The sequence below is a fragment of the Sporolactobacillus nakayamae genome (assembly GCF_900113325.1).
Lineage (GTDB): Bacteria > Bacillota > Bacilli > Bacillales > Sporolactobacillaceae > Sporolactobacillus > Sporolactobacillus nakayamae.
The window spans coordinates 22469-35864 of sequence record NZ_FOOY01000024.1 but is presented as its reverse complement, the minus strand read 5'-3'; the positions used below and the strand labels follow the sequence as shown (position 1 = coordinate 35864).

At 40.8% G+C, this 13396-nt stretch carries 16 protein-coding genes; 10 read left to right on the top strand and 6 right to left on the bottom strand.

Annotation, left to right across the window (positions count from 1 at the left end; all coding sequences use genetic code 11):
• Nucleotides 1-14: 14 nt before the first annotated feature.
• Nucleotides 15-1940 carry an acyltransferase family protein gene (locus tag BM003_RS14355; protein ID WP_093674260.1) on the bottom strand — a complete coding sequence of 642 codons (1926 nt, stop codon included), beginning with the start codon at nt 1938-1940 and terminating at the stop codon, nt 15-17.
• Nucleotides 1941-2220: 280 nt separating this feature from the next.
• On the opposite strand from BM003_RS14355, the gene BM003_RS14350 reads away from it, so the two are divergent.
• Together BM003_RS14350 and BM003_RS14345 are read left to right on the top strand one after the other, a co-directional pair.
• Complete coding sequence (locus tag BM003_RS14350; protein WP_093674258.1) at nt 2221-3009, top strand: class I SAM-dependent methyltransferase; 789 nt, start codon at nt 2221-2223, stop codon at nt 3007-3009.
• 81 nt (nt 3010-3090) lie between these two features.
• Nucleotides 3091-3207: a DUF2000 family protein gene (locus BM003_RS14345; RefSeq protein WP_093674256.1), complete on the top strand. Its 117-nt coding sequence runs from the start codon at nt 3091-3093 to the stop codon at nt 3205-3207.
• Nucleotides 3208-3436: 229 nt separating this feature from the next.
• Here BM003_RS14345 and BM003_RS14340 read toward each other — a convergent pair whose 3' ends face one another.
• The 3 genes from BM003_RS14340 to BM003_RS14330 all read right to left on the bottom strand — a co-directional run bounded on the left by BM003_RS14340 (nt 3437) and on the right by BM003_RS14330 (nt 7407).
• Nucleotides 3437-4012, bottom strand: a complete 576-nt coding sequence (locus BM003_RS14340; RefSeq protein ID WP_093674254.1) for a DUF2087 domain-containing protein — start codon at nt 4010-4012, stop codon at nt 3437-3439.
• 134 nt (nt 4013-4146) lie between these two features.
• Nucleotides 4147-6045, bottom strand: a complete 1899-nt coding sequence (locus tag BM003_RS14335) for a heavy metal translocating P-type ATPase (protein ID WP_218143271.1) — start codon at nt 6043-6045, stop codon at nt 4147-4149.
• Nucleotides 6046-6228: 183 nt separating this feature from the next.
• Nucleotides 6229-7407 (bottom strand): MFS transporter, encoded by a 1179-nt coding sequence (locus BM003_RS14330; RefSeq protein ID WP_093674252.1) that lies wholly within the window; start codon nt 7405-7407, stop codon nt 6229-6231.
• A 135-nt stretch (nt 7408-7542) separates the two neighbouring features.
• Here BM003_RS14330 and BM003_RS14325 point away from each other — a divergent pair, with 135 nt between their 5' ends.
• The 3 genes from BM003_RS14325 to BM003_RS14315 all read left to right on the top strand — a co-directional run bounded on the left by BM003_RS14325 (nt 7543) and on the right by BM003_RS14315 (nt 9797).
• Entirely contained in the window at nt 7543-7878 is a 336-nt protein-coding gene (locus tag BM003_RS14325; RefSeq protein ID WP_093674250.1) for a winged helix-turn-helix transcriptional regulator, read from the top strand.
• A gap of 143 nt (nt 7879-8021) precedes the next feature.
• Nucleotides 8022-9257, top strand: a complete 1236-nt coding sequence (locus BM003_RS14320) for an MFS transporter (protein WP_093674248.1) — start codon at nt 8022-8024, stop codon at nt 9255-9257.
• Between the two features lie 120 nt (nt 9258-9377).
• A complete protein-coding gene (locus BM003_RS14315; RefSeq protein ID WP_093674246.1) occupies nt 9378-9797 on the top strand; it encodes a CBS domain-containing protein in 420 nt (139 codons plus the stop codon).
• Between the two features lie 21 nt (nt 9798-9818).
• Here BM003_RS14315 and BM003_RS14310 read toward each other — a convergent pair whose 3' ends face one another.
• Together BM003_RS14310 and BM003_RS14305 are read right to left on the bottom strand one after the other, a co-directional pair.
• A complete protein-coding gene (locus tag BM003_RS14310; protein WP_093674244.1) occupies nt 9819-10478 on the bottom strand; it encodes a helix-turn-helix transcriptional regulator in 660 nt (219 codons plus the stop codon).
• Nucleotides 10479-10769 (bottom strand): helix-turn-helix transcriptional regulator, encoded by a 291-nt coding sequence (locus tag BM003_RS14305; RefSeq protein ID WP_093674242.1) that lies wholly within the window; start codon nt 10767-10769, stop codon nt 10479-10481.
• Nucleotides 10770-10877: 108 nt separating this feature from the next.
• On the opposite strand from BM003_RS14305, the gene BM003_RS14300 reads away from it, so the two are divergent.
• The 5 genes from BM003_RS14300 (at nt 10878) to BM003_RS14280 (ending at nt 13394) form a co-directional block, all read left to right on the top strand.
• A complete protein-coding gene (locus tag BM003_RS14300) occupies nt 10878-11504 on the top strand; it encodes a GNAT family N-acetyltransferase (RefSeq protein ID WP_093674240.1) in 627 nt (208 codons plus the stop codon).
• A gap of 553 nt (nt 11505-12057) precedes the next feature.
• Nucleotides 12058-12270, top strand: a complete 213-nt coding sequence (locus tag BM003_RS14295) for a MarR family winged helix-turn-helix transcriptional regulator (RefSeq protein WP_093674238.1) — start codon at nt 12058-12060, stop codon at nt 12268-12270.
• Between the two features lie 12 nt (nt 12271-12282).
• Nucleotides 12283-12492 (top strand): helix-turn-helix domain-containing protein, encoded by a 210-nt coding sequence (locus tag BM003_RS14290; protein WP_093674236.1) that lies wholly within the window; start codon nt 12283-12285, stop codon nt 12490-12492.
• A complete protein-coding gene (locus BM003_RS14285) occupies nt 12489-12803 on the top strand; it encodes a hypothetical protein (RefSeq protein WP_093674234.1) in 315 nt (104 codons plus the stop codon). Before BM003_RS14290 ends, BM003_RS14285 begins: the two co-directional genes overlap by 4 nt.
• Before the next feature lie 114 nt (nt 12804-12917).
• Entirely contained in the window at nt 12918-13394 is a 477-nt protein-coding gene (locus BM003_RS14280; RefSeq protein ID WP_093674232.1) for a dienelactone hydrolase family protein, read from the top strand.
• The last annotated feature ends 2 nt before the right edge of the window (nt 13395-13396 follow it).

Below are 13396 nucleotides of genomic sequence, written 5' to 3'. Positions count from 1 at the left end.
GACTGAAGGCTCATTTATTTCAACGAGTGGATCGCTTGCACAATCAGCTCCGTATATTTTTCTGCGCCGGAGACCGACAAATGAACGCCGTCGTTACCAACATAAGAACGTTGACCCTCGCTTGCACGATGCCAGTCAACAGAAACTACATTGCCATATGCTTCGTCTGTTTTTTGAATGACTTTGTTCACAGTTGCCTCCCATGGACGGGGTACGCGCGTGTTGACAAGAATTATTTTTCTTTGCTTGCCAATCAACGCGATCAATTCGTCCATCTGCTCAGTTGTAAACGGTCCGTTCGTTCCAAGCTCGATCACTACATAGTGATTCAACTTGCCTTGCTGATTCAAATGGTTTAGTGTCGTGAATGCTTCGCTGAATTGTCTGCCCAGTTTACAATCAATGACCAGATGTACGATCGATTTTTTTAGATAAGGCTCAGCGCCAAGCATGACTGAATCGCCAATCGCGGTCACTTGCTGATCCGTAATCGGGGAGGCTGCCTGAGCCGTCTTTTGTTTCGCTGTTGGCGTATTTGTTTTTTGCGGTTGCTTTTTTTCTTGCGCCTTTATCGTTTGCTGTTTCTTTTTGTCGCGCGGCTTATTTTTTGTCTTGTTCTTCTCATGGGTTGGATGTTTGGAAACCACTGATCCTTTCATGCCACTTGCAGCCGTTATCTTTTTCTTTGAAATTGACTTGGGTTTATTCTCATTTGATCCATGGTTAATTGCTTTATGAGATGGTTTTTCAGAAGCAAGCGGGCTCGTGGATATTTGTTGTGCAAGAACGGATGTCCCGGAAAAAATAAGAATCAAGGCACAGAGTCCGAGCGTTACTTTTCTGATCGGCAATCGTCCGAAATCCTTTGCGGAACGGCGAATCGGATCCTCTATGAAGTGATAAGAGAGTGCAGATACCACAACTATGAGAGTGAGCTGGATAGCGATGCGCAGCGGTTGAATCTCATTGGCTTGTGCGGCTGGTGTTGTAAGCTGAATGATCGGATAATGCCATAAATACATCCCGTAGGAGCGCGCGCCGATCCAGCGCAATGGTTTGATGCCTAACCATTTGCCAAGCAGGGTAGACGGATGAGCGAGCGCTGAGATGAGCACGACAGCCACTAATGAAAAAAGTGCTAAACCGCCACTGTATAGAAATTCCTCGAATTGGTTGACGTAACTGAGACACAAGAGCAGAAAGATCAACGCTAAGGTACCAACACTGTCTAAAAAGATACCAACAGCTTTGTTACCTTTTGCAGAAAGATGTTGACTTGGCCAAATGCAGGCGAGAATTGCGCCGAAGAGCAGTGCGAATGCCCGCGTATCAGTGCCATAGTAGACACGGCTCGGGTCAGTCCCCGTTTGGTAAAGCAATCCCATGCCAATAATTGATGTGGCTGCAAGAAGTAGTGTCATGACATAGAGCAATTTAACACTTTTACTTAAGCGTAATACGAGCAGCACGAGCAAAGGCCAGATGAGATAGAACTGTTCCTCAACTGCGAGCGACCAGAAATGCTTCAAAAGTGATGGATTTGCGAAACTGTCAAAATAAGATTGCTGATGAAAAATGGACCACCAATTACTGAAGTAAAAAAGTGCCGCTCGAGCATCCATCCATGTTTCCTGAAGTAAGGATCGGTGAAAAACGAGGACATAGCAGATGACAACAATGACGACAGAGATCATGGCAGGCAGCAGCCTTTTCGCTCTCCTAGTCCAAAAGTTTATTAAATTGATTGTATGCGTATCATTCCATTCCTGAATTAATAGATCTGTGATCAAGTATCCGGACAGCACAAAGAAAATCCCGACCCCGAGGAATCCGCCGCCTGCCCATGGAAAATTCATATGATAAGCGATAACAGCTAAAACCGAAAGTGCTCGGAGACCATCCAAACCGCCCATATAGCGGCGTTTTTGTTTATCGTTCAATTGAGCTCGCCCTCCAAATAGTTGTTCTGAATCAAGATGCTGATTAGTAGGCGAGTGCTATGTACGTTCAGTTTAATGTTCATGCATAGTATAACTTTTCAAGTAAAGTAATTAGCCATATATCTAGTTTAACGCATGAGGTATGAAAAAAGTTTTGCAATCTATTTAAAAGTTGGTTGTAATTATTACCAATATATAATCGAATTGAAAAAATCCAGAATTGCATGGAATTTAGTCAGTGATAGAATACAAGAAACGATACTTTAGGAGCTGTGCCCTTATGACAGAGTTAAACGAGCAATACCAGGATTCATCAAATCTAAATATCCGGATCAAAATCCATGAGCGTTTCAGCACGAATAAGGAAGATTGGCATATGTGGCTGTTTGATCATTACGACGTTAAGCCCGAAAGTAAAATTCTTGAACTCGGCTGCGGAGACGGGACATTTTGGAAAAAGAACGGAGAACGTTTTCCGAAAGGCTGTGCGATCACTCTATCTGATTTTTCATCAGGAATGTTAGCGGATGCTCAGAGAAGAATTGGAAACTTGCCAAACGTTACGTATCAAATCGTTGATATTCAACAGATTCCATTTGACGATCATTATTTTGACGTAGTTATCGCTAACCACATGCTCTATCATGTTCCCGACCGAGAGCGAGCGCTCAAAGAAGTACGTCGCGTGCTAAAACCGGGAGGTATTTTTTACTCTTCAACGATCGGAAAAGAGCACATGGGTGGGTTTAATGACTTATTGACACGATTTGATCCCACTTTTGGTTTTGATCTGACCAATGTTCAGGCGGATGCCTTTGGTTTGGAAAACGGCGCCGAGCAATTGAATCATTATTTTAAGCACGTAAAACTAACTCGTTTTCCAGGCGATCTCTTAATCGATGATGTGCAGGCGATCTGTGATTACATTTGTTCATCAGGAACAAATGCCAATAAAGCACTGTCCGGTAAGAAACGCGAACAATTTCTCGGCTTTCTGAATCATGAAAAAGAGAAAAACGGTGGATTTATTAAAATCACAAAGGCCACAGGTCTCTTTGAATCTAAGTGAACACCTATAACTCAATTTTTTCCTATCCTGTTTGTCTACCTCAAGATAATATAAGTGGGTACAAGAGTGGGAGGGAATAGCATGAATGATTCAGCAAAGAAATGTGTGATGGTGATTGACCATGAATTGCCGATCGGCGTGATTGCCAACACGGCGGCAATCCTTGGATGTACACTGGGCAAAGGTTCGGTGAAGTAATGAAAATGAATATGATGATCGTATTTACTACGGTATTTTGAGAGAGGACTACCTAAAATAGAGTGGCTAATCATAGTTGTCGCTCCAAAGTGGCAGATTTCGGTCAATGAAATCATAGCAGCAATCAAAATGCCCGATCAGATCAATCGGGCTAAAGAATTATGGACTGTTTTACTGAATGAGCTTCCGAAAAGTGTTGATACCGTAATCATAGACGGGATGAAAAAGATCAGTGCAGGCTCCAAAGTTCAGGTGGGTTCAATTCATATTGCCCGTCCTTGCGATACATGAACTGGTGTATAATCAGTTCTCTGCGAAGTGTCGCATAGTCCGGATGGTAGCTTCTTAAATAATCACTGATTTCCTTTTCGGAGTAGATTTTTCCGAATTCGAGTCCTTTTACAAGGTGTGAAAGAACAACTAATCGCTTTTTTCTTTGTGCAGGAATCGTTTTCAGCTTACCATCAGCAGTGATAAAGTTGTTCAGAATGGCGGCGCGTTCAGATTCTGTTACAAACATATCCATGTTTCCCTCTCCATTCCCTATTGATAGGATAGCGGCTGCACAGCTTTCCAGTACATCTTCATTTAGCGAAAAGTAAATGGTATTTCTATCGCGGCGTTCATTGATTAATCCGACTTCACGAAGCTTGCTCATGTGGTGTGTGATTGTCGGCGGCGTCAAAGAGAGTTTTCCGGCAATGGCCTGACCATGAAGCGGGCCCTGTTTTAATAAAGCAATGATTCGGATACGCGTCAGATCGGCAAGAACTTTGTGAAATTCAACGATGCGAGTCAGCTGCATCAAGCCCGCCTCCTAATTTGATTAATGTCTAATTAGATAATAGACTAATTAAATGGAAAAAGCAACAGAAAAATCAAGATCCTCTCATGCATGTGCGCATAAGAGGATCTTGATTCCTTTAGCTTGAAAGATATTTAGCGGAGCAGCCTTAACCCGCTTAAAATGACCAATATCGTACTGCTTTCGTGACTGATCACGCCGGAAGGTAAATTGATGTCACCAATGAAGTTTATCGTAATCAGAACAAGAATAACTGCAATAGCAAAGGTTACATTTTGCTTAATGACTCTGCTTGTTCGTTTTCCTAATTGTACAGCTTTTGGAATCTTTGAGAGATCATCGCCCATCAGGACAACATTAGCCGTCTCTAAAGCGACATCTGACCCGGCGCAGCCCATGGCGATCCCAACCGTGGCCGTTGCCAGTGCCGGAGCATCGTTAACACCGTCGCCGATCATCGCCACATGTCCGTATTGTTCCGTCAGTTTCTTAATAATAGTTACTTTATCCTCCGGCAGTAATTGATCATAGACATGATCGACGCCAGCCTGTCGTGCAATCGCCGAAGCTGAGGAATGATTGTCACCGGTAAGCATGACGGTTTTGATACCCGCTTTCTTAAGTTGAGCAACGGTTTCCTTTGCATTGCCGCGAAGCGTATCTTGTATAGCAAATATGCCGATCAACTGCTGATCGGCTTCAACAAAGATAACCGTTTTTCCTTGGTTTTCAAGTTGATCAACAGCTGTTTGCTGTGATGCATTCAGGTTTGAATGGATAAAGTCCATTTTCCCAATCACACAGGCAATACCGTTGACTTTGCCTGAGACACCCATGCCCATGGTCGATTGAAAATCAGCTGCCGGACTCAGCGGACACTTTTTCTGTTCTGCAAATTGAACGATGGCTTTTGAAATAGGGTGTTCCGATAGTTTCTCGAGTGAACCTGCCAACGAAATTAATTCATCATTTGAGTAACGATTAAAAGGAATGACATCTGTCACTTTCGGTTTTCCTTCTGTCAATGTACCCGTCTTGTCAAAAGCGACCGTAGTGACGCGGCTTAGATTTTCCAAATGGATGCCGCCTTTAAAGAGCAGACCCTGACGAGCAGCGTTCGATATTGCGGATAGAAAAGCGGGCATAATGGAGGCGACCAGCGCACAGGGTGAAGCAACCACAAGAAAAATCATGGCTCGATAAATGGTATTGTCCCAACTCCAGCCAAGCAGGAAAGGCGGGAGAACCATTAACAAAAGTGCGCCGCAAACGACAATTCTGGCATAAATACGTTCAAACTTCTCCACAAAAATTTGGCTCGGCGGCAGTTCACTTTCCGCTTCCTGAACGAGGTGAATGATCTTGGAGAGGATAGTATCATTCGCCAACTTTGAAACACTGATTTCTAAAGCGCCTTGACGATTCATCGTTCCCGCAAATACATCATCATTAATTGTTTTATCAACAGGTATTGATTCACCCGTTATCGATGATTGATCAATGGCAGACGCTCCTTCAACGATGACGCCGTCAGCAGGAATCCGTTCTCCCGGTCTTACAAGAATGAGATCGCCCTTATGTAATTGACTGACGCTGACCGTTTGTTCTTTATTCTCAACGATAAGAGTTGCCTTTTCGGGGCGGAGATTCATAATTGATGTGATATCCTTATTGGTTTTCTCCATGGTGAATCCTTCAAGCGTATTGCTGAGCGAGAAGATAAAAATCAGAATGGCGCCATCCATCCAATAGCCGATGCACGCCGCACCAATTGCGGCGACAACCATTAATAGGTCAACATCGAGATCTTTTTCAAAGATTAATGTCTTTAACCCATCATAAGCCTGTTGAAAACCACCGGAAAGATACGCTAAACTATAGAAAAGAATTTCAAGAAAAACGAGTTGAACAGTCCCAAATAGCCACGCGAGCAAAATAGAAACGAGACAAAGCAGCGTTAGTATTAACCCTTTGTTTTTTTGTACTATGTATAATCTTGTATTTTGAATGTTCGATTGCGCTAACTCACTCAAATAGCATTCCTCCTTGTGTTTTCTACTAATGATAAGTTTAGTTTAGTAGTAATGTAAATGATTATCAATATCAATTGTTGACAATATTATTTCATTTAAATTTGATCAACTCAGAAAGAAACGGCTTGGAATCAGAAGAATAGATCCAAGCCGTTTCTTATTTATTTCAAATAAATTTCAAAGTTAAATTGCGGAAGAATTATTTTGCTTTCCTTTAATCGTTTTCAATCGGTGTAGCCGCCAGACGAGAGACAAAGCGATAATTACTCCGATATTTCCAAACCATGATAAAGAAACTAGGGGAAACGTGTTTATCATAGCTCCACCTAGAGCAGCTCCAATGGCCATCGAAATCTGACTAATCGATTGGTTCAAACTAAGCATAATGCCTGACTGGGCGGGTACAAGTGTAGCTAGATTCAAGAGCTGTGCAGGCTGGATACTCCATACAGAGGCTGACCAAAGAAAAAGGAAAACAAATATGATGATTGAGTGATATGCAGATAATGAAAGAAAGATAAGTGAACTAATATCTAGACTCATGCTGACAAGTAGTGTGCCGGTAATTCCATATTTATCTGCACAGTAACCGCCAGCTTCTGAACCAACGAAACATGCAACACCAAATACGAGCAATGCAGGGCTCAGTAAATCTTCAGATAAGCCTAGTCCTTTTAATAAATAGGGAGAGATATAAATATACACCAGTGCATAGCCGCTTAACCAGAAAAGCGTAATGAACAGCCCAAGCAGCACTTTTGGATTTTTTAATAAAGCCAGCTGTTTAATGAGCGGAATCGGTTCTTCTCCTTGCACTTTGGGTATCACAGCAATGATAATAATTGTTGCGATAACACCAAATAAGGAAATATCTAAGAAAACGCTTCTCCACCCAAAGGCAGAGGACAGTAATCGACCAAAAGGCACACCAATAATAAGCGCCAAGGTAAAGCCAATTGTAACGGTAGCGATGGAACTCGCCTGCTTTCCGACAGGTGCAATTTTTGCTTCAATAGTGAGTGCGGTGACAATAACCACTCCTGCCCCTATGGCACAGATAATTCGTGAACTAGTAAACAATACAAAACTAGTGGAAAAATAAGATAGCAAATTGCCAACGATAAAAATACCTAGCGAATAAAGTGTGAGTTTACGTTGATCCATTTTTGCTGTAAGCGATATGAGCAACGGTGTAGCTATGGCATAGGTTAAGGCATAGACGGTTGTGAATTGCCCGGCCTTCGAAACAGTAATTCCCATTGACGAAGCGATCTGATCAAGAAATCCGGATGTAGCAAATTGTGATGTACCAATGAGAAAACTGATAAGCGCTAGAACGTATACTTTCCACATGCTTTTCAATTGCAGTCAATCCCCCAATGTGAAATTAATTAAGTAACATTTATCCTTGTGGTTTCGTTACTAAGTGTATATATTGGTAGTAATAAAAGACAGTATGTACTTTAAAGTAGGATACTATATGAAAGGAAAGTAAAGATGAAGAAATGGTCTATAGATGAAGGAAATTGTTCCATCTCATACACACTGTCCGTTGCAGGGGGAAGATGGAAATGGCTTATACTCTATAAGCTATTTAAAAATAGGGTCATGCGTTATGGTGAAATCAAAAAAGAGCTTCCTTCCATAACTCATAAAATGTTAAGTCAAGTTTTAAAAGAGTTGCACAGTGATGATTTGATTGAACGGATAGACTATGCTCAGGTCCCGCCAAAGGTGGAATATCAATTAAATGAGCGGGGAAAAAGTTTGATCCCTATTCTTGAATTAATGGCCGAATGGGGAAAAGAAAATTGTCCGCGATTTCATATGTGAAATCACGACAAACATCTCCAGTGATTGTGATCGGAATTTGAACAATTAACTATTAATTTACTTAAAGGTTTTGTATAATTATTTTGTTTTCGTAATTTCTGAACTATTTTGATTAAAACAACAAGAGAGAGTAGAGAAATTTAATGGAAAAAGCAAAGAAACAACAAATCAATGCTCAACGCACTTTTTATGGCGTACTATTCGCCATCGGATGTGGTCATTTTTTTAATGATTCGATTCAAGCTGTGATTCCGGCGATGAATCCGATCCTTGAACAAACGTTAAATTTGAATTACGGGCAAATTGGCTGGATTGCTTTTGTTGCTAATATGACTGCTTCGGTTATTCAACCTTTTTTTGGTTACTATGCAGATATTAAATCCAAACCGTTTTTACTGCCAATTGGGATTTTAACCAGCTTGGTTGGTTTAATTATTTTTGGGCTGGCGCCCAGCTATGCATGGGCGCTCTTCGCCGTCTTCTTTATTGGCATCGGATCATCAATTTTTCATCCTGAGGGTTCGCGTGTGGCACATATGGCCGCCGGATCAAAGCGAGGACTTGCCCAATCCATTTATCAGGTTGGAGGCAATTTTGGCCAATCGATGGCACCCGTGCTGACCGCGCTGATTTTTCTGCCATTTGGACAGAAAGGTGTTTTATCCTTTTCGAGCTTTGCATTTATCGGCATGATCGTCTTATTCTTTGTCTCACTTTGGTATAAAAAACATCAGACGATTCGAACTCCGCGTGACAAGCATGCCCAACAAATAAAACGGAATAAACGCGAGATTTTTGTACATAAAAGGGTCGTTACGGCAATGGTACTGCTCATTTTTATCATCTTTGCACGTTCATGGTACTCGACATGTATCTCAAACTTTTATCAGTTTTATTTGATTCATGATTATGGGCTTTCGATTCCAGTTGCACAACTATTTATTTTTATTTTCATGGTATCCGGTGTGGTCGGCACGTTTCTAGGTGGCCCGCTGGCTGATCGGTTCGGTAAAAAAACCGTTATTCTCGGATCATTCGTTGGTGCGGCGCCTTTGACCTTGATGCTGCCTTATTTGCCGCTTTATTTGATTGCACCGGTATTTTTATTGATCGGCTTAATCATTACATCGAGCTTTAGTGTTACCGTCATCTACGCCCAAGAATTAATGCCGGGACGACTCGGTATGGTCTCCGGGTTAACAATTGGCTTCGCTTTTGGCATGGGCGCTATCGGTGCCGTATTGTTTGGCAACCTTGCAGATCTGTTCAGTATCCGATTTGTCATGATTTTGTGCAGCCTTTTTCCACTTTTCGGATTGCTTTCAGTGTTACTGCCCGGTGATCTAAAAATTAGACGATGGAATAAAGAAACGAATTAAACAGTCACATAGTGGCAAATTGTCTCTATAGTTAATCATCCATTGCAATGGACATAGAGTAAACGATTACAACGAACAATTAGAGGATAAGGTTGTTAATGAATAAGGAGCGGATCAAGAATGAACGCTGCATTTTTAATCACGCCGAAAAGTGAAGTGAAATTTGTCTATGAGCATTGGACAATCAGGCAGGCATTGGAGAAGATGGAGCACTATCGCTATTCGGCCATTCCAATCTTGAATAAGCAGGGCATTTATGTTGGTACCTTAACTGAAGGCGATATTCTGTGGAATCTGAAAAAAAATGAAGATCTAGATTTCAGAGATACTGAAAACATCGCATTGAAGGATGTGCCGCGATACAGGGACATCAAAGCGATTTCAATTGATGTTGAAATTGAAGACATTATGGCAACATCCTTAACACAGAACTTTGTTCCGATCGTTGATGATAGCGGTGTATTTATCGGAATGATTCGAAGACGTGAAATTATTGCTTACTTGCTTAAACTGCGGGCAAGCACAATAAACCATGTATGATGCTCAAACCTTCCTTGATGATTATTCAGGGGAGGTTTTTGATTGCGAAAAAGAAGCTGCTTCATTATTTTCAATAAACGTGCGCGCAGCAGAGACTAATTCTTTTCTCAAGGATTCGGGTTTCAGCACTTTTACACGATCGCCTAATGCGATCAACTTCGCTTTCCACATCTGTTCATATTCAGGCAAACGAATATGCATGATCCATTTCTTTTCATCTATGGGTTCGAACGTCCCCTTTGGAAAAAATTCTTCGAACAGATCACGATCTTTATCCTGGATCAGGAGTGCAATGTCAACGCTGCTCTCTGAATAAAAATGATTATGCTTTTTCATAAGCGCCTCTATATTTATATGTTTCTGAAATTGGCTATCAAGCATGGTGGCCTTTTTTATACGCGTGATTTTAAACAGCCGATAATCATTTGCGTGCTCGCAATAGGCAAAAAGATACCAGGCGTACCATTGATAAGTTAAAGCAAGCGGCTGCACTTTTCTTTGCGAGGTATCCTGCTGTGCGTTTCGATAGGATACTAGTATATGACGGTGCTGGTGGATGGCATTGTCCAAAATTTCAAGGCTCTGCTGAACGTTAGAGCTTTCCTGCGCCGCGCTGTAGTCAAGAAAGATGCTGTTGCTCTTTGAATTCCCGACTAGATTCTTATATTTGTCGAGCAACACTTAGAAGTTCTTACTGTGAAAGGACGACTGCAAGCCCATAAGTGCAGTAATAATGGTCATGTATTCCTGCCTTTTAACAAACTGTTTGTTTAGGGTAAATCGCGGTTCAATGCTGTATCCGCCATGTGCTCCCAAAACAGAGCGGATGGGGATACCCGCTAGATTAATCGTCTCCATGTCACGTTTAATGGTACGAATCGAGACTTCGAATTTTTTAGCTAACTCATGAGCGGTAGTCTGTTGGTGATTCATCAGGTAAATGACAATGCCTAGAAGACGATCTGTTTTCATTTTGCACGCTCCCTCATGCTAATTCAATTAATTATAAATAATAAAGGTGCCATATTGTTGTCACTATTATCATTCTATAATAAAAGAAACGAATAGGGAGAGATGATGATGAACGAAAAGATGAACATTGCAAAGCAAACGTATTCAGGATCGTTTTTACGATTTGTTCCAATAAGTGAGCAATGGAAGGATGAACTCTACTCCTGTTACACCGATCACTACCTTCAAAAATACATTGATGATCATAATTGTGAGACGATTTTTCAATTCAAAAATAAAGACGCAATGGCACGGTGTATTGAGGAATGGAAACAGGCATGGGAAGAGAATCGCTATTTTCGATGGATGGTCGAAACGAAAGACGAAAATCGAGTGATTGGTACGATTGAGATCGCGTCTATTCCCAACACTACGGACTATATAAAACGCGTTATCAATAAAAATCCGGGGACGTTCGTCGATAATCCGACTCATTTATTTGAGCAAGGGGTTCAAAACGGCGTTCTGAGAATTGATGTTATTTCCGAATATGCACTAGAACAAATCTTTGACGATATACTCAAAGTAACACAAAGCTTTTTTGAGGGCTTCGGTTTAAAACAGATGATCGTTCAATGCTTGGTAAGCGATAGGGAAAGAAGAAAAGTATTGGACAAACATGGGTTTAGCAGTAATGAGTCTAATGGGGAAACCTTACATCCTTATTTGATTAAAAGTCTGAGTGCATCTAATTAAGACCTGCGGAATGGATAAGAAAAACCGGGCAAAAAGCGCCCGGTTCTTACTTTCTCAGGATGTGATTGTTGCCCCTTGCCGCACATAAAATAAGCGGAGATCTTCCGCTTATTTGCATCATGATCCTTGTTTCACGGGTAAATAAGGGTAGTTTTTCCGCTTATTTAAAGAAAAGCCCTCCATTTTCACGTTTTTCCATTCGATAAGGGGAATTTCTCCGCCTATTTAAGCAATTTTTCTATTCATTTTCGAATTAAGCGGAATTTTTCCGTCTATTTCTTGATTTAGTACTTACCTGATCCCCCAACTGAATTGTATGACCTTATCGTTGTATCGACAGGCCGAATGTTAAACGTTTTTATCTTGTTAGAAAACTTGGCTTTACCAAGCCTCTGACGAAGGCGAAGACCTAGTGTACTTACAAATTCTTCTAAATCTTTATACTTTTATACGTAAATGTGATGAATTTTATTTGATGAAACAGATTGAACTTGCGTTAAATAGTATGTATACATATAACGTGTATACATACTATTTTTTGGGAGTGTTTCTTATGGATATTGAAAAGATACTTGGCTATTTGCTGAATACAAGTGCGCGACTAATCAAACATGACATGGAGAAACAACTCATTGACTTTGACATAACGACGGCACAGTGGGCAGTGCTGAAGCTGCTTGATTCATGGGGAGAGCTCACGCAGACCGAAATCGCAGATAAGTTGAAAAGTGACAAGGCAACCGTTGGTTTCATTGTTGCTAGATAAAGTAAAAAAGATTTGGTAGTTAAGCGTTTAAGTGTGAAGGACAGTCGCGCCAATAGGATTAGTCTGACAGAACAATCAAAAATAATGGTGAAGCAAATTGAAAAACTGGCTCACCGCACATCAAGAAATGTTTTAGTGGGATTCACTAAAGAAGAACAAGTACAGCTCATTCAAGCATTACAAAGAGTCATTCAAAATTTAGATGAGGCGGCAAACAGATGACATTAGCTGAGGAAATTTTAAGAGCTTTTTTATTGGTATTGGGCTTAACTGAGCTTTCGTTAAATGGTTCTTATTTAGTGAAACGTAATGGACTCACTTTAGCGAGAAAACAACATGGAGAATTGCCTCCTCATTTACCGGATCGTAATATAAGAGTAAAAGTAGTCGTGATGGGTGCCTTTGGGCTTGTGTTTGCAATCGTTTCATTAAGCTCATATTTCCTTCATACTTACGTGAAGGCACCGATTGTCATTTCAATGTTTCTGTTTATGATTTATGGAATCGGCGAGGCGCTCTATTACAAGTATTGAAAAACCACAGGTTTTGCCATTGTGACTGTAATCGCATTTCTTATTTATTTACTGATATAAAATATCTTTAGGCTCATTTACAGAGCATTTTTGAAAGGACGGTCGTATGAATAGATGACAATAAACTGCGCATGTACTATAGAAAAAATCAATTCAGATCCCTTTAAATTCACTAAGTACATGCCATCAAAATCGAAAAATGTCACTCTATGTATCTATCATGGCTGGGGAACAACAATAAGTGACTTTGATTTAAAAGCAAGAACGCTTGCTGAACAAGGATATGAAGTGATCCTGCCCGAAATCATTTATCATGACAGCAGGCAGAACATCGGCAATCACTTTAATTCTAGAATAACTAAAGAGTATTTTTGGAAAACAATCTTCTGTAGTATCGATGAGGCAGCAAACTTTTATGAACGATTTAATAATGATTCGCACAAGCATGTATTGATCGGAAGTTCTATGGGCGGTTTTATTGCTGCAGAAATTTTTGCTCGACTGAGCGGTTTTGACGGCTTAATTATCGTTAACGGTTCAGGGTCATTTTTGTTGTCGGAATCTATTTTTCGAGAGCAGGATGGAAGGTAACC